This window comes from Pseudomonas sp. GD03842 (genome assembly GCF_029841165.1).
In the GTDB taxonomy this organism is placed as follows: domain Bacteria; phylum Pseudomonadota; class Gammaproteobacteria; order Pseudomonadales; family Pseudomonadaceae; genus Aquipseudomonas.
The window spans coordinates 165,564-184,585 of the sequence record NZ_JAOCEA010000013.1 but is presented as its reverse complement, the minus strand read 5'-3'; the positions used below and the strand labels follow the sequence as shown (position 1 = coordinate 184,585).

General features: G+C 60.2%; 20 protein-coding genes. 1 reads left to right on the top strand and 19 read right to left on the bottom strand.

Annotation, left to right across the window (positions count from 1 at the left end; all coding sequences use genetic code 11):
* The first annotated feature begins 368 nt into the window (after positions 1–368).
* Positions 369–2,051, top strand: coding sequence for a 2-isopropylmalate synthase (gene leuA, locus N5D61_RS19225; RefSeq protein WP_108235875.1), 1,683 nt, complete (start codon positions 369–371; stop codon positions 2,049–2,051).
* Positions 2,052–2,096: 45 nt separating this feature from the next.
* On the opposite strand, the gene N5D61_RS19220 is transcribed toward leuA, so the two are convergent.
* From N5D61_RS19220 to N5D61_RS19130, 19 genes are all read right to left on the bottom strand, one after another.
* Complete coding sequence (locus N5D61_RS19220; protein ID WP_279893856.1) at positions 2,097–2,486, bottom strand: hypothetical protein; 390 nt, start codon at positions 2,484–2,486, stop codon at positions 2,097–2,099.
* Positions 2,487–2,562: 76 nt separating this feature from the next.
* Positions 2,563–3,354: an amidohydrolase gene (locus N5D61_RS19215; RefSeq protein WP_279893855.1), complete on the bottom strand. Its 792-nt coding sequence runs from the start codon at positions 3,352–3,354 to the stop codon at positions 2,563–2,565.
* Positions 3,342–4,490: a pyridoxal phosphate-dependent aminotransferase gene (locus tag N5D61_RS19210; protein ID WP_279893854.1), complete on the bottom strand. Its 1,149-nt coding sequence runs from the start codon at positions 4,488–4,490 to the stop codon at positions 3,342–3,344. Before N5D61_RS19210 ends, N5D61_RS19215 begins: the two co-directional genes overlap by 13 nt.
* A 120-nt stretch (positions 4,491–4,610) precedes the next feature.
* Positions 4,611–6,080, bottom strand: a complete 1,470-nt coding sequence (gene der, locus N5D61_RS19205; protein ID WP_108235879.1) for a ribosome biogenesis GTPase Der — start codon at positions 6,078–6,080, stop codon at positions 4,611–4,613.
* A 150-nt stretch (positions 6,081–6,230) separates the two neighbouring features.
* Positions 6,231–7,382 carry an outer membrane protein assembly factor BamB gene (gene bamB / locus N5D61_RS19200; RefSeq protein ID WP_108235880.1) on the bottom strand — a complete coding sequence of 384 codons (1,152 nt, stop codon included), beginning with the start codon at positions 7,380–7,382 and terminating at the stop codon, positions 6,231–6,233.
* Positions 7,375–8,016: a tetratricopeptide repeat protein gene (locus N5D61_RS19195; protein WP_108235881.1), complete on the bottom strand. Its 642-nt coding sequence runs from the start codon at positions 8,014–8,016 to the stop codon at positions 7,375–7,377. The genes bamB and N5D61_RS19195 overlap by 8 nt, the downstream gene beginning before the upstream one ends.
* Positions 8,017–8,061: 45 nt before the next feature.
* Positions 8,062–9,351 (bottom strand): histidine--tRNA ligase, encoded by a 1,290-nt coding sequence (gene hisS, locus N5D61_RS19190; RefSeq protein WP_279893853.1) that lies wholly within the window; start codon positions 9,349–9,351, stop codon positions 8,062–8,064.
* 21 nt (positions 9,352–9,372) lie between these two features.
* On the bottom strand, positions 9,373–10,482 hold the full coding sequence (gene ispG / locus N5D61_RS19185; RefSeq protein ID WP_108235883.1) for a flavodoxin-dependent (E)-4-hydroxy-3-methylbut-2-enyl-diphosphate synthase: 1,110 nt from the start codon (positions 10,480–10,482) through the stop codon (positions 9,373–9,375).
* 1 nt (position 10,483) lies between these two features.
* Complete coding sequence (locus N5D61_RS19180; RefSeq protein WP_279893852.1) at positions 10,484–11,473, bottom strand: helix-turn-helix domain-containing protein; 990 nt, start codon at positions 11,471–11,473, stop codon at positions 10,484–10,486.
* Positions 11,473–12,231, bottom strand: coding sequence for a type IV pilus biogenesis/stability protein PilW (gene pilW, locus N5D61_RS19175; RefSeq protein ID WP_108235885.1), 759 nt, complete (start codon positions 12,229–12,231; stop codon positions 11,473–11,475). The genes N5D61_RS19180 and pilW overlap by 1 nt, the downstream gene beginning before the upstream one ends.
* A 26-nt stretch (positions 12,232–12,257) precedes the next feature.
* Positions 12,258–13,406 carry a 23S rRNA (adenine(2503)-C(2))-methyltransferase RlmN gene (gene rlmN / locus N5D61_RS19170; RefSeq protein WP_108235886.1) on the bottom strand — a complete coding sequence of 383 codons (1,149 nt, stop codon included), beginning with the start codon at positions 13,404–13,406 and terminating at the stop codon, positions 12,258–12,260.
* 27 nt (positions 13,407–13,433) lie between these two features.
* Positions 13,434–13,859, bottom strand: coding sequence for a nucleoside-diphosphate kinase (gene ndk, locus N5D61_RS19165; RefSeq protein WP_108235887.1), 426 nt, complete (start codon positions 13,857–13,859; stop codon positions 13,434–13,436).
* An 89-nt stretch (positions 13,860–13,948) separates the two neighbouring features.
* The gene (gene iscX / locus N5D61_RS19160; protein WP_108235888.1) at positions 13,949–14,149 is read right to left on the bottom strand and encodes a Fe-S cluster assembly protein IscX; all 201 of its coding nucleotides are present in this window, start codon (positions 14,147–14,149) and stop codon (positions 13,949–13,951) included.
* A gap of 13 nt (positions 14,150–14,162) precedes the next feature.
* Positions 14,163–14,504: an ISC system 2Fe-2S type ferredoxin gene (gene fdx / locus N5D61_RS19155; RefSeq protein ID WP_108235889.1), complete on the bottom strand. Its 342-nt coding sequence runs from the start codon at positions 14,502–14,504 to the stop codon at positions 14,163–14,165.
* Between the two features lie 3 nt (positions 14,505–14,507).
* Positions 14,508–16,370, bottom strand: a complete 1,863-nt coding sequence (gene hscA / locus N5D61_RS19150; protein WP_108235890.1) for a Fe-S protein assembly chaperone HscA — start codon at positions 16,368–16,370, stop codon at positions 14,508–14,510.
* A gap of 45 nt (positions 16,371–16,415) precedes the next feature.
* Positions 16,416–16,934, bottom strand: coding sequence for a co-chaperone HscB (gene hscB, locus N5D61_RS19145; RefSeq protein ID WP_108235891.1), 519 nt, complete (start codon positions 16,932–16,934; stop codon positions 16,416–16,418).
* 8 nt (positions 16,935–16,942) lie between these two features.
* On the bottom strand, positions 16,943–17,266 hold the full coding sequence (gene iscA / locus N5D61_RS19140) for an iron-sulfur cluster assembly protein IscA (protein ID WP_108235892.1): 324 nt from the start codon (positions 17,264–17,266) through the stop codon (positions 16,943–16,945).
* A 36-nt stretch (positions 17,267–17,302) separates the two neighbouring features.
* Positions 17,303–17,689, bottom strand: coding sequence for a Fe-S cluster assembly scaffold IscU (gene iscU / locus N5D61_RS19135; protein ID WP_062383507.1), 387 nt, complete (start codon positions 17,687–17,689; stop codon positions 17,303–17,305).
* Positions 17,690–17,779: 90 nt separating this feature from the next.
* Complete coding sequence (locus N5D61_RS19130) at positions 17,780–18,994, bottom strand: IscS subfamily cysteine desulfurase (protein ID WP_108235893.1); 1,215 nt, start codon at positions 18,992–18,994, stop codon at positions 17,780–17,782.
* Positions 18,995–19,022: the final 28 nt, after the last annotated feature.

The following is a 19,022-nucleotide window of genomic DNA, read 5'->3' as shown; positions in this document are numbered from 1 at the left end:
CATCAGGTTTGGGCAGCCCCCATAAGCCATCGATGGGCTGCTCCGTCCGAGGCCAATTGCGGCCTCGCATACCTCAACAATAAATAATCACGCCTCGCGGCTTTTTCGCTACAAAATACCGCCTGAGGCTCTTTTTGGAATAGTTCTACCAATTTTCCCCAACTGCTTGCCACCTTTAACCCCATTGGTTACGGTTGGACACATGAACACGTCCCATACCCTCATTTTGCTGCGTCAACATCGCTGCCTCAGTCTCGTCAGTGCGCGACTGCCAGGCTGAATCGCGGTGCCTCGACCTCGCTGCTCCATTGCGAAACAACTCGGTTGGCCGCCTTCTTTCGGCCCTGCGTACAACAAGGATTATTCACATGACCATGCTCAAAGATCCCTCGAAGAAGTACCGTGCGTTCCCCACCATCGATCTGCCTGACCGTACCTGGCCTTCCAAGACCATTACCGAAGTGCCGATCTGGTGCAGTTCCGACCTGCGCGACGGTAACCAATCGCTGATTGAGCCCATGGATTCGGTCAAGAAACTGCGCTTCTGGAAAACCCTGGTTCAGGTCGGCGTGAAGGAAATCGAAGCGTCGTTTCCCGCTGCATCGCAAACCGATTTCGACTTCGTGCGTACCCTCATCGAAGAGGGTCACATTCCGGACGACACCACCATCCAGGTGCTGACTCAAGGCCGTGAAGACCTGATCGAGCGGACGTTCGAATCCCTGCGCGGCGCCAAAAAGGCCATCGTTCACCTGTACAACGCAACCTCGCCGGCCTTCCGCCGTATCGTGTTCAATCAGGACAAGGAAGGCATCAAGGCCATCGCGGTCAACGCTGCGAAGCTGTTCGTCAAATACGCCGCGCAGCAGCCGCAAACCCAGTGGCAGTTCGAGTACTCGCCCGAAACCTTCAGCGCTACCGAGCTGGACTTCGCCAAGGAAGTCTGTGACGCCGTCGTGGAAGTGTGGAACGCCACCCCTGAGAACAAAGTCATCCTCAACCTCCCTGCGACGGTCGAGGTCGCGACTCCAAACATCTACGCCGACCAGATCGAGTGGTTCTGCCGCAACATCAAACGTCGCGATAGCGTCATCATCAGCCTGCATACCCACAACGACCGGGGCACCGGCGTTGCCGCCACCGAGTTGGGCCTGATGGCCGGAGCCGACCGCGTCGAAGGCTGCCTGTTCGGCAACGGCGAGCGCACCGGCAACGTCGACCTGGTTACCGTGGCCCTCAACATGTACACCCAAGGCCTGGATCCGCAACTGGACTTCTCCGACATCGACGGTGTGCGCAAGGTCGTTGAAGAATGCAACCAGATCCCGGTCCACCCTCGTCACCCGTACGTCGGGGACCTGGTGCATACGGCGTTCTCGGGCTCCCACCAGGACGCCATCCGCAAGGGCTTTGCCCAGCAGAAAGAAGACGCGCTGTGGGAAGTGCCTTATCTGCCGATCGACCCAGCCGACATTGGCCGTAGCTACGAGGCCGTGATCCGCGTTAACAGCCAGTCCGGCAAAGGTGGCATTACCTATCTGCTGGAACAGGAATACGGCATTTCCCTGCCGCGCCGCATGCAGATCGAGTTCAGTCAGGTGGTTCAGGGCGAAACCGATCGTCTGGGCCTGGAAATGACCGCACAGCAGATTTACGCGCTGTTCAAGAACGAGTACCTGCAGGCCAACAAGCCTTACGCGCTGGTCAGTCATCGCCTGCAAGAAGAAAACGGCCACAGTGCCGTGGAAGTCGAAGTCACCGGCAAGGGTGACGGTGAGAGCAACCTGCACTGGCGGGGCAAAGGCAACGGCGCCCTGGAAGCGTTGGTTGCCGGCCTGCCGGTTCCGGTGGAAATCATGGATTACAACGAACACGCCATCGGCGCGGGCACCACGGCAAAGGCGGCTGCTTATATCGAATTGCGCGTGAACGGTGAGCGCGCTGTGCACGGCGTCGGGATCGACGAGAACATCACCACAGCCAGCTTCAAAGCCCTGTTCAGCGCACTGAACCGCGGTTTGATTCAATCGGAAACCGCAAAGGCTGCGTAACACCCTGCCCTGCAGCGGCGCGTCTGTGCTGCTGCAGGGAGCCTATCAGGCTGTGGTGTTGACCGACCCCTTCATCAATTGCAGCAACGCCGATTGCTGAGCCATCAATTGCGCACTGGTCGCAGCAATTTGTTGCTGAATGGCCATGACCTGCGCGGCCTTTTCCTGATCCGACGCCTTGCTCGCCTGCACTGCGGCCAGTTGCTGCTGTTGCTGTTCGAGCATCTTCTGGGTTTGTTTGATCTGCTCCTGGATTTGCTTGATCAGTTGCTCCTGCGTCACGCCGTCGGGAGACGCCTTTGGCGCCTGATAAACGTTGCCGCGCAGGTTCACGCTGGCTGAGGTCGCGTCGCTCGTGCTGGAGGCATCGGTTTTCACGGGGGTGGCGAATGCCGCGGGGTAGGCACTCAGCGAATTCGTATTGATGGCGGTCATGATCAACTCCTGTTCTGTGCACCCTGTATCGGCACGGACACACAGAACTGAAGCTCGTTGATCCCGCTGCTAGCCTTCAGCGTATCTCGTAGGCATCGGCGTCCAGGTAGGCAGGGAATTTCTGCCGATAAGCTGCCAGGCTTTCCGCGCAGAGGCTGACCTGAAAAACACCGTCGGCTTCGCCGACATTCAGCAGGCTCTCCCCTTGGAAATCCAGCACCTGGCTGTCGCCGGTGTAGGACAGACCCTTACCATCGACGCCGACCCGATTGACCGCCGCGACATAACACAGGTTTTCGATGGCCCGCGCGGGCAACAAACGGTTCCAATGCTGACGGCGGGCCCCGGGCCAATTGGCGGTGTACAGGAGCAGATCGGTATCGCGAGCATCGCGGCTCCAAACCGGAAAGCGCAGGTCGTAGCAGATCAACGGACGAACACGCCACCCCTTGAGTTCGAACACGACTTGGCGCTCCCCTGGGCTGTAGTGCTCATGCTCTCCTGCCATGCGGAACAAATGTCGCTTGTCGTAGTGAAGCAATTCGCCGTCAGGCCGCGCCCACAACAGTCGGTTTCGGTGACTGCCATCGCCAGCGCGCACGATCACGCTGCCAGTCACCACCGCGTTGAGACGCTTGGCCTGACTCAGTATCCATTGGGAAGTGATTCCGTTTTCAGGCTCCGCCAGCCGTTGCGACTCCATGGAGAAGCCCGTGGTGAACATCTCGGGCAACACCACCAGATCGGCGCCAGTTGCCTGGGCCAGCAGTTCTTCGAAATGCGCGTGGTTGGCCGCGCAATCGTGCCAAGCCAGGGTGGTCTGCACCAAGGCGATGTTCAGGTCAGGCAAATGGCTCAGATCGCGCATAATTTTTCCGCTGCCAGGCGCAACGTCTCCTCTCGCTTGGGAAAGCACAGGCGAATGAGACGCTGGCCTTCCGGCGGGCTCTGATAGAACACTGAAGGCGGAATGCTCGCCACGCCGTGCTCGCGGGTCATCCACAGGGACATTTCGACATCGTTCAGATCCGGGCGAATCTGCGAGTAGTCGACCAACTGGAAATAGGTCCCCGCTGCGCGCTTGAAGGTAAAACGCGAACGCTCAAGCCGATCGCAGAAAAAGTCGCGCTTGGCTTGGTAGAACGCAGGCAGTTCTTCAACGTGCTCGGGGGAAATGGCCATGAAATCCGCCAAGGCCCATTGCAGCGGCGTGACACCACAAAAGCCAACGAACTGGTGGATTTTTCGCATCTCGGCGGTGAGCGCCGGCGGGGCGACGAGGTAGCCGGTCTTCCAGCCTGTGACGTGATACGTCTTGCCGAACGAACTGACGACGAAGGCGCGCTCGTAGAGTTCTTCATGGGCCAGCACGCTGGCATGCTTCACGCCGTCGAACACCAGGTGCTCATACACCTCATCGCTGACCAGGTAGATGTCACGACCGCGAATCAGCGCCGCCAACTGGTCCAGTTCGGCACGGGTTATCAGCGCACCGCTAGGATTGTGCGGGGTGTTGATGATGATCATGCGGGTCTTGGGGCTCAACGCGGCACTGAGCTGTTCCCAGTCGATGGAGAAATCGCCATCCTTCAATTGCACATGCACGCAACGACCGCCCGCCAGTTCGACAGAGGGCTCGTAACTGTCATAGCTGGGGTCGAAAACGATGACTTCATCGCCCGCCCTGACCACCGTCTGAATCGCGCAGAAAATCGCGTGCGTGGCGCCAGGCGTGATGGTGATTTCGCTGTCGACATTCACCTGCCGACCATAGGCCCGCGCAATCTTCGCGGCGACCTGCTCGCGCAACGCAGGCAGACCGGCCATGGGAGCGTATTGGTTGTAGCCCTCCATGGTGCGACGGCAGAGGGCTTCGCGCAGCGCATCCGGCCCATCGAAATCCGGAAAACCCTGGGACAGGTTGATCGCCCCTGTTTCGGTTGCAAGCTGGGACATCACGGTGAAAATGGTGGTGCCAACGTTCGGCAATTTGCTGGTGATCATGGGTTCTTCCTGCTTTCCACCCGGCTCCACAACGGCAGGGGAAGGGGCAGAATAGCCCAATGAACCGATACAAAAAAAGGCGCCGGGGGCGCCTTTTTTCAAAGATAAGTCCGTGACGAATCAGCGTTTGTCCTTGCGCTTCTTCTCGGCTTTCTTATGGTGCGACATCAAGCGACGCTTCTTGTTGACCTGTCGATCGGTCAGCGTGTTCTTGTTGCCTTCGTACGGGTTCTCACCGCCTTTGAACTCGATGCGGATCGGCGTACCGACCAGCTTGAGCACACGGCGATACGTGTTTTCCAGATAGCGCACGTAAGACTTGGGCACCTTCTCGACCTGGTTGCCGTGGATCACGATCAACGGTGGGTTGGCCCCGCCCAAGTGAGCGTAACGCAACTTGATCCGGCGGCCATTGACCATCGGCGGCTGGTGCTCGCTGATGGCATCTTCGAGAATCTGGGTCAGGCGGCTGGTCGGCCAGCGGGTCACGGCGGATTTGAACGATGCCTGGACCGACTGATACAGGTTGCCGACGCCCGTGCCGTGCAACGCCGAAATGAAGTGAATGTCAGCGAAGTCGACGAAAAACAGACGACGCTCCAGCTCGGTCTTCACGTAGTCACGCTCGCTCGGCTGCATGCCATCCCACTTGTTCAGCGCGATGACAATGGCACGCCCGGACTCCAACGCGAAGCCCAGCAGGTTCAGGTCGTGGTCCACGACGCCTTCACGGGCATCCATCACGAAGATCACCACGTTGGCGTCCTTGATGGCCTGCAAGGTCTTCACCACCGAAAACTTTTCGACTTCCTCGTGGATCTTGCCGCGCTTGCGCACACCCGCCGTGTCGATCAGGGTGTACTTCTCCTCGTTACGCTCGAACGGGATGTAGATACTGTCGCGGGTCGTGCCGGGCTGGTCATAGACGATGACGCGCTCTTCGCCCAGCATGCGGTTGACCAGCGTCGACTTGCCGACGTTGGGGCGGCCGATGATGGCGATCTTGATACCGTCTTTCTCGCTCGGGCCAGGAATGCGCTTGGCTTCCTCCCCCTCTGCAACCTCTTCTTCCTCGCCTTCCTCGACTTCGTCAGCGTCTTTCGGAAAGCCACCCAAGGCCGTTTCCAGCATTTGGGAGATACCCCGACCATGGGCGCCGGCAATCGGGATCGCGTCACCCATGCCCAGTGGGCTGAACTCGGCGCGCGCCATGTCCGGGTCGATGTTGTCGACCTTGTTGGCGACGACGTAAGAGGTCTTGTTGCGCTTGCGCAGGTGCTCGCCAATCATCTGGTCGGCGGCGGTGAAACCCGCCTTGGCGTCGACGAGGAACAGCACCACATCGGCTTCTTCGATGGCCAGCAGCGACTGCTCCGCCATCTTTTCATCCATGCCGTATTCGTCGCCGGAAATACCTCCGGTGTCGATCACGATATAGGAACGCCCTTGCCACTTGGCCTCACCGTACTGGCGATCGCGGGTCAGACCGGACAGGTCGCCGACGATGGCGTCGCGACTCCGGGTCAGGCGGTTGAACAAGGTGGACTTGCCGACGTTCGGTCGACCCACCAGGGCGATTACGGGAACCATGCGGCTCTCCACTTCGTTATTTCAGAAAATACAAAAGCCGCTGCAAGGCAGCGGCCGGAGTTCGGAGCGGCACCGGAGAGTGCCACAGGCCCCATCATTCGGGGCCGCGAGAGGACGCCGTCGGCCGACCTCCTCAAGCATAGACAGCCACTACTTGATCGTCAGCGCTTCCAGCTTGCCGCTGTTGCCGAAGACGTAGATCGTGTTGCCCGAGACCAGCGGACGAGCCCGCAGGCCATCGCTGTCGATTTTTTCACGGGCGACGAAGTGGCCGTCGACCTGGCTCAGCAGATGCAGATAGCCTTCCATGTCGCCTACCGCCACGTAGCTGGAGAACACTTCAGGCGAACCCAGTTGACGGCGAGCCAGCGAGTCGTTGCTCCACAAGGCGGTGGACGATCGCTCATCGACACCCTCTACGGTGCCGTTGGCCAGGGAAACGTACACGCTGCCGAACCCTTGGGCCACGCCCGAGTAGCTCGATGCATCACGCTGCCACAACACACGACCGCTCTGCAGGTCCAGGCCCGCCACTCGGCCCTGGTAGGTGGCGACATACAGGGTGCTGCCTGACAGCAGCAGGCCGCCGTCGATGTCGACCACACGGTCCAGCTCCGAGCGACCTTGCGGGATCGCCACGCGCTGTTCCCAGACCGGCACACCGTTGGTAGTGTCCAGTGCCACCACCTTGCCTGTGGACAGACCCGCCACGGCCAATTGGCTGGTGACCAGCGGTGCGCCGGTGCCCCGGAGGGTCAGGACGGCAGGACTGCTTTCGTAGATCCAGCGCTGATTGCCAGTGGCGGCGTCGTAACCGATGACTCGGTCATCCTGGGTCTGGGCAACGACCACATCACCATTGGTGGCGGGGGCCGAAAGCACCTCGCTGGTGGCCTTGGCCTTCCACTTCTGCTCGCCGGTGGCCTCGTCGAGCACGATGACCTCACCCCTCAGGGTGCCGAGCATCACCAGGCCGGAACCGACGCCAACAGCGCCGGAAACGGGCTGCTCGAGTTCCTTCTTCCAGACCACGTCACCGTTGCTGCGGTTGATCGCCATGACCAGCCCGGTGGCATCGGCAGCATAGATGTTTTCGCCGTCGATCGCCGGGACCAGAATGTTGTAGATGTCGCCCTGGCCGTCACCCACCGAGCGGCTCCACAATTTCTGCAGGCTGACTTCCTGTTTGAAGTCGACCAGTTCCGCTGGCGGCAACTCCTTCTTGCTGTTGCTGCTGCAACCCGCGGCCAGAACGGCCAGAGCCAGCAATGCTGCATGTTTCCAACGAATCACGTCACGCATCCCCTTTCGCCAGATCGTCGAGCTTCATTTGCAGGCCGCCGACCGCCGATTGCTCGGACAACGCAGCCTTGGCTTTCTTGTATGCAGCGTACGCATCATCGGTACGACCCAACTGAACCAGCAGATCGCCACGCAGCTCTTCGCGGCTGGCCTCGAATGACTTGTCGACCTGGCCATCCAGCAGTTTCAAGGCGTCTTCGGCCTTGTTCTGCGCTGCCAGCACACGGGCCAGACGTTGACGAGCGATTTCACCGAGCGTCGGATTGACGGGTTTGTCGGCAACCGCTTTCAGCTCATTGGCTGCATCGTCCAGTTTGCCGGTATCGACCGCGACCTTGGCCACGAACAGGCTGCCGTACTGAGCGTAAGCCGTGCCACCGAATTCGCTTTTCAGCTTGCCGGCGATGTCAGCGACCTGGCCGGCATCGGCCTGCCCGCTCGGCGTCAGCGCGGTTTCCAGCAATTGTTGATACAGCGCCGAGGCACCTTGTGCCTGGTTGTTCTGATAGCGATGCCAGGCTTGCCAACCCAACACCACGATCACTGCGAGCAGACCGCCGGTCACCAGCGGCTTGCCGTTACGCTGCCACCAATCTTTAACCGCCGCCAGTTGTTCTTCGTCAGTACTCGACACCCCAATACTCCTATCCGCTTTCGCTTAAACGCTTGTTATTCAGCCTCAAGCCTGCGGAATGCAGGCGGCCAGGTGCTCGGACAGAGCATCCCAGGCAACGGTCTGTTGTTCACCCTGACCACGCAGCGGCTTGACGCCCACTTCTTTGCGCGCCAGTTCTTCATCACCAAGGATCAGCGCGTACAGAGCGCCGCTCTTGTCGGCTTTCTTGAACTGGCTCTTGAAGCTGCCAGCCCCGGCGTTGACCTGCAAACGCAGGTTCGGCACCTGGTCACGCAAGCGCTCTGTCAGCGCGAGCGCCGCCAGTTCGGCCGCCTCGCCAAAGGCACAGACGTACACGTCGAGAATCCGGGCGATTTCCTCAGGCACCTGCTCGAGCGTCTCCAGCAGCAAAACCAGCCGCTCGATGCCCATCGCAAAACCGACGCCACTGGTCGGTTTGCCCCCCATTTGCTCGACGAGGCCGTCGTAACGACCGCCAGCGCAGACCGTGCCCTGAGCGCCCAATTGATCGGTAACCCATTCAAAAACGGTTTTGCTGTAGTAATCCAGCCCGCGCACCAGCTTCGGGTTGATGACATAAGGAATCCCTGCGGCGTCCAGACGTGCCTTCAAGCCGTCGAAGTGAACCCGGGACTCTTCATCCAGGTAGTCCGCCAGCTTCGGCGCATCGACCAGCACCGCCTGAGTTTCAGGGTGCTTGGTGTCGAGCACGCGCAATGGATTGGTCTTCAGACGGCGTTGGCTGTCTTCGTCCAGTTGATCGTGACGCGCCGAGAGGTACTCGACCAGCGCCTCACGATAACGGCCACGGGCTTCGCTGGTGCCCAGGCTGTTAAGTTCCAGCTTGACGGCATTGCGAATACCCAAAAGCCCCCACAGGCGCCAGGTCAGGACAATCAGTTCCGCATCGATGTCCGGACCGTCGAGGTTGAACACTTCGACGCCGATCTGGTGAAACTGACGGTAACGGCCTTTCTGCGGGCGCTCGTGACGGAACATCGGCCCGATGTACCAAAGCTTCTGCACCTGCCCACCGCCGATGATCCCATGCTCGAGTACGGCGCGCACACAGGCTGCGGTGCCCTCCGGACGCAGGGTCAGCGAATCCCCGTTGCGGTCGGCGAAGGTGTACATCTCCTTCTCGACGATGTCAGTGACTTCGCCGATGGAGCGCTTGAACAGATCGGTGAACTCGACGATCGGCATGCGAATCTGGCGATAGCCGTAGTTATCCAGCAGGCGCGATACGGTGCCTTCGAAGTAGCGCCACAGGGGCGTCTGGTCCGGCAGGATGTCGTTCATGCCACGAATGGCTTGCAGGGACTTACTCACAAAAATTCCTTGGAAAACGGGTTAGCCGCGAACGATCAATGCTGCGTCGGCTTGGGCCTTTTCGGCCGCCTTGTCGCGGATCAAGCGTTCCAGCTCGTCCACCAGGTTGTCATTGGTCAGCTTTTGCGACGGTTTGCCATCAATGTAAATCAGGTTCGGCGTGCCTCCGGTGAGGCCGATGTGCGCCTCCTTGGCTTCGCCGGGACCGTTGACCACGCAGCCGATCACCGCCACATCCATTGGCACGAGCAAATCTTCCAGCCGCCCCTCCAGCTCGTTCATGGTCTTGACCACATCGAAGTTCTGCCGCGAACAGCTCGGGCAGGCGATGAAGTTGATGCCACGGGAGCGCAGGTGCAGCGACTTGAGGATGTCGTAGCCGACCTTCACTTCTTCTACCGGATCGGCGGCCAGCGAGATGCGAATGGTGTCGCCGATGCCCTCGGCCAGCAGCATACCTAGGCCGACGGCCGATTTCACTGTACCTGAACGCAAACCACCCGCTTCGGTGATGCCCAAGTGCAACGGCTGGACGATCTGTTTGGCCAACAGGCGGTACGCCTCGACCGCCATGAACACGTCCGAGGCCTTGACGCTGACCTTGAAGTCCTGGAAATCCAGCCGGTCGAGGTGCTCCACGTGGCGCAGAGCGGACTCCACCAACGCGGCCGGCGTCGGTTCGCCGTACTTCTTCTGCAGATCCTTTTCCAGCGAACCGGCATTGACCCCGATGCGGATCGGGATGCCCCGGTCACGCGCAGCATCCACGACCGCGCGGACACGGTCTTCACGGCCGATGTTGCCCGGGTTGATACGCAGGCAGTCGACACCCAGTTCCGCGACGCGCAGGGCGATCTTGTAATCGAAGTGGATATCGGCGACCAGGGGCACCTTGACCAACTGCTTGATACGGCCAAAGGCCTCGGCGGCATCCATATCCGGAACCGATACGCGGACAATGTCCACGCCTGCCGCTTCCAGGCGGTTGATTTGCGCGACCGTGGCAGCGACATCGTTGGTGTCGCTGTTGGTCATGCTCTGTACCGCGATCGGCGCGTCACCGCCGACGGGCACCGAGCCGACCCAGATTTTGCGGGATTCGCGACGTTTGATCGGAGATTCGCCGTGCATGTTATTGACCCAGCTTCATGCGAGCCGTCTGGCCCGAGGTGAACGGTGTGACATCGACCGGCTGGCCGTTATAACTGACCTGGGCGGCGCGGGCGACGCCCAGCCGCACCGCCAAGGGCGGCTTGCCGCTGACATCGATACTGTCGCCCGAGTGTTTCAGCCCACTCGTAAGCACCTTGCCATTGCCATCGGTCACCTGGAACCAACAGTCGGCAGTGAATTGAATCTTCACCTGGCCGAACCCGGCAGGCACAGGCGCTGCCTCAGACGCGGCAGGCGTTGGAGCTGGATTGCTCGCTGGTGCAGGCACGGCGGCAGGCGCGGCCGGTGCCGCGGTGGAATGGGTCGGCACACTTGGCACCGTGGTCACAGGTGCCTGGCCGGTCGGTGCACTGGAGGTCGCTGCGGAAGGCGCGGCGGGCTCGACGGGGGTCGAGGGCGGCGGCGCTTCATTGCTCTGCCCTTCGGCAACGGCCTGATCCTCAGGCTCATCCAGCGGGTGAATCTGCGTGGTCCCATCGGCGCTTTCGACCTCGACGTGCTCCATCCCGAGACTGGTGGGCTCCTTGCCGCGCAAGGTCGATTGGTCCTGCCACCAGACGAAGCCTCCGCCAATCAGCGCGACCAGCAGCAGCAGGCTGACGATACGCAGGATGTTGTGAGAAAGCCTTACAGGCTCTTCGATGCGACCCAGGGCGTGCACGCTGCTGCCCTTGCCGTCGGTGCCGGTGTACTGGTCGAACTGGCTCACCAGAGCGGTCTGATCCAGGCCCATCAGTTTGGCGTATGCACGAATGTAACCCCGGGCAAAGGTATGGCCCGGAAGCTTGTCGAAATCGCCCGACTCAACGTAACCCAGGGACGTCACGGTGAGGTTCAGCCTCAACGCCACATCGGGCAGCGACCAGTTCTTGCTCTCGCGAGCCTGACGCAACGTTTCACCGGGGTTCGTGCGAGTGGCTGCTACAACTTCGGGATGCGCCGCTTTCATCATTGCTCCGACAGGTATTGCTGATATTCCGGCGTACCGGGATAGAGTCTTTTGAGTTGCAGGCCATAACTGGCTGCCTTGTTGCGATCGTCGTAAATCTTCGCCAGTCGCGTACCCAGCAACAGGCTGCGCGCATTCTGTTCGCTCAACTGGCTGAAACGGTCGTAATAATCACGCGCTGGCACATAATGCCTGTCTTCGTAAGACAACTCAGCCATTTCCAGCAGGGCACGCGGTTGCTGACGGTCCAGCCTCAGGGCTTTATCGAAATGCTCACGGGCCACTTCGCGATTGCCCAGCATCAGCGATGTCATGCCCAGGTTCTCGAACACCCGGGCACGCTCGGCGTAAAGGTTATCATCGGCAGCCTGCTCGAAGCGCTCGTAGGCTTCCTGATAGCGCTTCTGCTCGTAAAGAAAACTGCCGTAGTTATTGAGGATCCGCGCATCCTTGGGGCGGGAAGACAACGCTTTGCGGTAATACTCATCAGCGAGCCGGGGTTCGGCTTCGGCCTGGAAGACCAGCGCCAGCGCGGCGTTGGCGTCGGCATCCGCGCTGTCCAGCTCCAGCGCTTTCTTCAGCGGGGCCTTGGCTCGCTCGGTCTGCCCCTGCTGCAGGTATCCCAGGCCCAACTGCACGTAGGCCTGCCGAGCTTCTTCACGTCCCTTGCTGGTACTGAGCGGATTGACGTTGCCAGTGGATACGCAACCCATCAGCAATGTGGCAAAACACAGTAGCAGCGCAGTGCGCAGGGACATAGAGATCCTCTCAGTCAAATTCGCAATCAGTTGCGAGCCGCGGCAACCTGAGCCCCGTCAGCGTCGGCACTGAGTTCACGCACAGCGATGTAGCGTTCGCTGCGACGAGTGCGGTCCATTACCTGCCCGACCAACTGACCACAGGCAGCGTCGATGTCCTCACCGCGTGTGGTGCGCACGGTGACGTTATACCCGGCGTGGTGCAACATGTCCTGGAAACGTCGGATAGCGTTGTTGCTCGGACGCTCGTAACCCGAATGCGGGAACGGGTTGAAAGGAATCAGGTTGATCTTGCAAGGCGTGTCCTTGAGCAACTCGATCATCTCGGCCGCATGTTCAGGCCGGTCGTTGACGTCTTTGAGCAAGGTGTATTCGATGGTCAGAACTCGCTTCTCGCCCAGTGCCGACATGTAGTTGCGGCAGGATTCGAGGAGCATCTGCAACGGGTATTTCTTGTTGATCGGCACCAACTGGTTGCGCAGCGCGTCATTCGGCGCGTGCAGCGAAAGTGCCAGCGAGACGTCGATGTGCTGCGCGAGCACGTCGATCATCGGTACCACGCCGGAGGTGGACAGCGTCACACGGCGTTTGGAAATGCCATAGCCCAAGTCGTCCATCATCAGACGCATGGCGGAAATGACATTGTCGAAGTTCAGCAATGGCTCGCCCATCCCCATCATCACCACATTGGTGATGGCACGGTCGATGGTGGCCGGGACACTGCCGAAGGATTTATTGGCAATCCACACCTGGCCGATGACTTCGGCGGCAGTGAGGTTGCTGTTGAAGCCTTGCTTGCCAGTGGAGCAGAAACTGCAGTCCAGTGCGCAACCCGCCTGGGAGGAAACACACAACGTGCCCCGTTTGCCCTGCGGAATGTAGACGGTTTCGACGCAACTGCCGGACGCGACGCGCACGACCCATTTGCGGGTGCCGTCGGCCGAGATGTCCTCGCTGACGACTTCAGGGCCCCGAATTTCGGCACGGCGCTCGAGCTTTTCACGCAGCGCCTTGCCGACGTTCGTCATGGCCTCGAAATTATCGACGCCATAGTGGTGAATCCACTTCATGACCTGACCGGCACGGAAGCGCTTCTCCCCGATGGACTCGAAGAATTTTTCCATTTCCGGCTGGGTAAGCCCCAACAGGTTGATTTTGCCAGTGGTCTCAGTCATGGATTCACCCTCACTCGCAGCGGCGGCTTAGCGAGTGGTTACCTCGGTAGCAGCGAAGAAGTAAGCGATTTCGCGAGCAGCAGCGGCTTCGGAATCCGAACCGTGAACGGCGTTGGCATCGATGGACTCGGCGAAATCAGCGCGGATGGTGCCAGCGTCTGCTTTCTTCGGATCGGTAGCGCCCATCAGCTCGCGGTTGCGGGCAATGGCGTTTTCGCCTTCCAGAACCTGAACCACAACCGGGCCGGAGGTCATGAATGCAACCAGATCACCGAAGAAGCCACGCTCTTTGTGCTCAGCGTAGAAACCTTCCGCCTCGGCCTTGGACAGTTGCTTCAGCTTGGAAGCGACGACGCGCAGACCGGCTTTTTCAAAGCGAGTGGTGATCTCACCGATGACGTTTTTTGCAACTGCGTCAGGCTTGATGATCGAGAAAGTACGTTGAACAGCCATGTGAAACTCCAGAAACGGTGATTGTTGCGAAAAATTAAACCCGCGAATTATACGCGGGTTCTGGTGTATTGCCTAACGTGCAGAGATGATCAGTCTATTTCAGCGGCCCAAAGGGTCTGCACCGCCTCCAAAACCTTCTCGCCGACTCGACCCGAGGTGTCGTCGAAATCCGGCAGTTGCTGAATCATCTGTTGCAGTCTGACGAACCCGACCGAGTAGGGATCGAGGCCCGGATGGGCCTCAGCCAATTCCTCGGCGATGCGTTGTACGTCATTCCAACCGTAGCTCATGACAATCCCTCGGTCAGTGCGGCGCTTCAGCTGCATGGTTTAGCGAATATTTCGGGATTTCGACCGTCAGGTCTTCGGTGCCGACTTTGGCTTGGCAAGCCAGGCGAGACGTGGCTTCAAGCCCCCAGGCGCGATCCAGGTAGTCCTCTTCCAACTCGTCGGCCTCTTCCAGCGAATTGAAGCCTTCACGGATGATGCAGTGACACGTGGTGCAGGCGCACACGCCGCCACAGGCGCTCTCCATCTCGATATGGTGCTCGTGCGCCAGTTCGAGGATCGAGATACCCGGCTGGGCCTCAACCACCAGGCCCTCCGGGCAAAACTCGTGGTGGGGCAGAAAAATGACCTGCGGCATCAGTTATTCCTCAATCTCATTCAGGTTGCGCCCTGCCAGAGCGGCTTTCACCGTCGAGTCAAGACGACGGGCCGCGAACGCGTCGGTCACCTGCGACAGACGCTTGGTCTGCTGCTCGATGGCCACTCCGTCGGTGCCCTTGATCAGTTCACGAAGTTCGTCGACCTGCATGTCGATGACCATGCGCTCTTCGGCGTCGAGCAGACGCTCACCGTCCGCCTCCAAGGCACCTTCGACCGCTTCGATCAGGCGTTGCGCATCGACCTGCTGCTCACGAAGCACGCGGGCGACCTTGTCGTCACCGGCATGCTGGAACGAATCCTTGAGCATCCGGGCAATTTCGCCGTCGGTCAGGCCATAGGACGGCTTGACTTGAATGCTCGATTCCACGCCCGAGGCCAACTCGCGAGCAGAAACGCTCAGCAGACCGTCAGCATCGACCTGGAAGGTGACACGAATTTTCGCAGCCCCTGCCACCATGGCGGGAATACCGCGCAGATCGAAACGCGCCAATGAACGGCAGTCGCTGATCAGCTCCCGCTCACCCTGCAAGACGTGAATCATCATGGCCGATTGGCCGTCTTTATAAGTGGTGAATTCCTGCGCCCTAGCAACCGGGATCGTCGTATTGCGCGGTATGACCTTTTCCATCAGCCCGCCCATGGTCTCAAGGCCCAAGGACAGCGGAATGACGTCAAGTAACAGCAGCTCCCCGCCGTCACGCTTGTTGCCCGCCAGGGTATCAGCCTGGATCGCCGCACCGATCGCAACCACTTGATCGGGATCGATTGACGTCAACGGCTGACGGCCGAACAGTTCGCCCACCGCTTCGCGGACACGCGGCACACGGGTCGAGCCACCGACCATGACGACCGCCTGCACTTCCTCCAGCTCGATGCCGCAATCGCGCACTGCGCGTCGACACGCCTTGAGGCTGCGCGACACCATCGGCTCGATCAGGGCATTGAAGGCAGCGCGAGTCAGCATCCCCGACCATGGGCCATAGGCGACGCTGACCGACTCTGCATCGGTCAGCGCCTCTTTGGCGGCGCACGCGGTCTGCATCAGGCTGCGCTGAGCTGCAGGATCGAGATCATCGGAAAGACCGGCCTCGGTGATGATCCAACTGGCGACGGCATGGTCGAAGTCGTCACCACCCAAAGCGCTGTCGCCCCCGGTCGCCATGACCTCGAACACGCCACCGGTCAGGCGCAAGATAGAAATGTCAAACGTGCCGCCACCCAGGTCATAAATCGCGACGATGCCTTCGGCGTTCTGATCCAATCCGTAGGCCACGGCAGCCGCGGTCGGCTCGTTGAGCAGCCTCAGCACCGTCAGGCCAGCCAGCTTGGCGGCATCTTTGGTGGCCTGGCGCTGAGCGTCGTCGAAGTACGCAGGCACCGTGATCACTGCCCCCACCAAGTCGCCACCCAATGTGGCTTCGGCGCGCTGACGGAGCACCTTGAGAATGTCAGCCGAGACCTCGACCGGGCTCTTCGCGCCCTGGACCGTCTCAATGAACGGCATGTGCGACTCGCCGCCGATGAAACGGTATGGCAACTGCCCACCGAGATGCTTCACATCCGAGACGCCGCGACCCATCAAGCGCTTGACCGAGATGATGGTGTTCAGCGGGTCGGCGGCCGCCGCTTCTTTGGCAGCCTGCCCGACCTCGACGCGGTCGGCGTGGTAGCGCACGGCCGACGGCAGGATGACCTGACCGTTGGCGTCCGGCAGGGGCTCGCTGATACCGCTGCGCAGCGCAGCGACCAGCGAGTTGGTGGTGCCAAGATCGATCCCGACAGCCAGACGGCGCTGATGGGGTTGGGGACTTTGGCCGGGTTCGGCGATCTGCAGTAGAGCCATTGCTGTTCTGATATCACTGGCGCGCCGCCCAGAGGCGACGCGGGGTTAATCGTCGAGGCGCTCTTCGAGCTGGCGCACTTCGTAGGAGAGCTTGTCGAGGAACTGCATGCGACGCATCAGCCGTTCGGCCTGCTCGCGCTGTGCAGCATCGTCCCAACAGGCCGCGAAGCTTTCGTTGAGTTCTTCCTGAGCCTTCTTGAGCCGACGCTTGAATGCTGCAACGCCGTCCAGATCCGCTTCGTCCTGCAAATCTTCGAGTTCCTCGCGCCACTGCATCTGCTGCATCAGGAAATCGGGATCATGCACAGTGACTTCAAGCGGCACTTCGCCCTTGAGCGCGAGCAAGTACCGCGCACGCTTGGGCGCGCTCTTGAGCGTTTGATAGGCCTCGTTCAAGCTTGCCGAGCGCTCCAGCGCAACCCGCTGCTCACGCTCGGAGGCGTCAGCGAAACGGTCGGGGTGCACGCTACGGGCAAGCTCGCGATAGCGGGCGGCCAGCACGTCAAGATCCAGCAGGAAAGCGGGCTGAAGATCGAACAACGCGAAATGACAAGGAGTACCCACGATAAGCCTCAGACGTTGAAGCTTTCGCCGCAGCCACACTCACCGCGCGAGTTGGGGTTGTTGAACTTGAAGCCTTCGTTCAACCCTTCCTTGACGAAATCGAGCTCGGTGCCGTCGAGGTAAACCAGGCTCTTGGGATCGATGATCACCTTGACGCCATGCTGCTCGAACACCGTATCTTCGCTCGCAGGTTCATCTACGAACTCCAGTACATACGCCAACCCGGAACAACCCGTCGTACGTACGCCCAGACGAATGCCATCACCCTTGCCGCGCCCTTCGAGCGAACGACGGACGTGGTTGGCGGCAGCTTCAGTCATGCTGATAGCCATCGTGACTCCTTACTGTTGCCAGAGGTACAAGGCTGCTCAGAGCAGACCTTTCTTCTGCTTGTAATCGCGAACCGCCGCCTTGATGGCGTCTTCAGCGAGTACCGAGCAGTGGATTTTCACCGGCGGCAGTGCCAGTTCTTCGGCCAGTTGGGTGTTCTTGATGGTCTCAGCCTCGTCCAGTGTCTTGCCCTTCATCCACTCGGTGGCCAGGGAGCTGGACGCGATGGCCGAACCGCAGCCGTATGTCTTGAACTTGGCATCTTCGATAATGCCCTGCTCGTTCACCTTGATCTGCAAGCGCATCACGTCGCCGCACGCCGGAGCGCCGACCATGCCGGTGCCCACATCAGGGTCTTCCGCATTCATCTTGCCGACGTTGCGCGGATTCTCGTAGTGGTCGATGACCTTTTCACTGTAAGCCATGGTTCAAATCCTCATCAGAACTTCACTGCCGCTCTCACGGCACTTCAAAAACCCGGTTTTCAAAGCGCCGCATCGTGTGGCGACTTCAAATTAGTGTGCTGCCCACTCGATCTTCGAGATGTCGACGCCGTCTTTGAACATGTCCCACAACGGCGACAGAGCGCGCAGTTTGGTCACGGCTTCGCAGACCTTCTGGGCGGCGTAGTCGATCTCTTCCTCGGTGGTGAAGCGGCCGAAGGTGAAGCGGATCGAGCTGTGCGCCAGTTCATCGTTACGACCCAGGGCACGCAGTACATACGACGGCTCCAGCGAAGCCGACGTGCAGGCGGAACCGGACGACACGGCGAGGTCCTTGAGCGCCATGATCAGCGACTCACCTTCGACGTAGTTGAAGCTCAGGTTCAGGTTGTGCGGCACGCGAGCGGTCAGGCTGCCATTGACGTACAGCTCCTCGAGATGCTCGACCTGTTGGTAGAAGCGATCGCTGAGCGCCTTGATGCGGGCGTTTTCAGCGACCATGTCTTCCTTGGCGATACGGAACGCTTCGCCCATGCCGACAATCTGGTGGGTCGCGAGGGTACCGGAACGCATGCCACGCTCATGACCGCCGCCGTGCATGGTCGCCTCGATGCGCACACGCGGCTTGCGGCTCACATACAGCGCGCCGATGCCTTTTGGACCATAGGTTTTGTGGGCGGAAAAGGACATCATGTCGACTTTCAGCTTCGACAGGTCAATGTCGACCTTACCCGTGGACTGAGCCGCATCGACATGGAACAACACGCCACGCGAACGAGTCAGTTCGCCAATCGCAGCGATGTCGTTGACCGTACCGATCTCGTTATTGACGTGCATGATCGAGACGAGAATGGTGTCGTCACGCAGAGCCGCCTCAACCATCGACGGCGTGATCAAACCGTCCTCGGTCGGCTCCAGGTAAGTCACTTCGAAACCTTCGCGCTCAAGCTGGCGCATGGTGTCGAGTACGGCTTTGTGTTCGATCTTGCTGGTAATCAGGTGCTTGCCTTTCGTGGCATAGAAATGCGCGGCACCCTTGATCGCCAGGTTGTCGGATTCAGTGGCGCCGGAGGTCCAGACGATTTCACGCGGATCGGCATGCACCAGATCGGCCACCTGACGGCGGGCATTCTCGACAGCCTCTTCCGCTTTCCAGCCGAAGACGTGAGAACGCGAAGCCGGGTTGCCGAAGTTGCCATCGACCAGGAGGCAATCGCTCATTTTCTGCGCAACACGCGGATCGACCGGAGTCGTCGCGGAATAATCGAGGTAAATCGGCAATCTCATTGAATATCTCCTATCGGGCAGGCACGCC

Coding starts and splice junctions, on each gene's coding strand:
- der (WP_108235879.1), bottom strand. CDS start 6,080: ATGGTTCCCGTAATCGCCCTGGTGGGTCGACCGAACGTCGGCAAGTCC.
- rlmN (WP_108235886.1), bottom strand. CDS start 13,406: ATGACTGAGACCACTGGCAAAATCAACCTGTTGGGGCTTACCCAGCCG.
- N5D61_RS19215 (WP_279893855.1), bottom strand. CDS start 3,354: ATGCGCGATCTGAGCCATTTGCCTGACCTGAACATCGCCTTGGTGCAG.
- N5D61_RS19210 (WP_279893854.1), bottom strand. CDS start 4,490: ATGATCACCAGCAAATTGCCGAACGTTGGCACCACCATTTTCACCGTG.
- iscA (WP_108235892.1), bottom strand. CDS start 17,266: ATGGCTATCAGCATGACTGAAGCTGCCGCCAACCACGTCCGTCGTTCG.
- N5D61_RS19130 (WP_108235893.1), bottom strand. CDS start 18,994: ATGAGATTGCCGATTTACCTCGATTATTCCGCGACGACTCCGGTCGAT.
- ndk (WP_108235887.1), bottom strand. CDS start 13,859: ATGGCTGTTCAACGTACTTTCTCGATCATCAAGCCTGACGCAGTTGCA.
- hscA (WP_108235890.1), bottom strand. CDS start 16,370: ATGGCTCTACTGCAGATCGCCGAACCCGGCCAAAGTCCCCAACCCCAT.
- pilW (WP_108235885.1), bottom strand. CDS start 12,231: ATGTCCCTGCGCACTGCGCTGCTACTGTGTTTTGCCACATTGCTGATG.
- leuA (WP_108235875.1), top strand. CDS start 369: ATGACCATGCTCAAAGATCCCTCGAAGAAGTACCGTGCGTTCCCCACC.
- N5D61_RS19180 (WP_279893852.1), bottom strand. CDS start 11,473: ATGAAAGCGGCGCATCCCGAAGTTGTAGCAGCCACTCGCACGAACCCC.
- iscX (WP_108235888.1), bottom strand. CDS start 14,149: ATGAGCTACGGTTGGAATGACGTACAACGCATCGCCGAGGAATTGGCT.
- N5D61_RS19220 (WP_279893856.1), bottom strand. CDS start 2,486: ATGACCGCCATCAATACGAATTCGCTGAGTGCCTACCCCGCGGCATTC.
- bamB (WP_108235880.1), bottom strand. CDS start 7,382: ATGCGTGACGTGATTCGTTGGAAACATGCAGCATTGCTGGCTCTGGCC.
- iscU (WP_062383507.1), bottom strand. CDS start 17,689: ATGGCTTACAGTGAAAAGGTCATCGACCACTACGAGAATCCGCGCAAC.
- ispG (WP_108235883.1), bottom strand. CDS start 10,482: ATGCACGGCGAATCTCCGATCAAACGTCGCGAATCCCGCAAAATCTGG.
- fdx (WP_108235889.1), bottom strand. CDS start 14,504: ATGCCGCAGGTCATTTTTCTGCCCCACCACGAGTTTTGCCCGGAGGGC.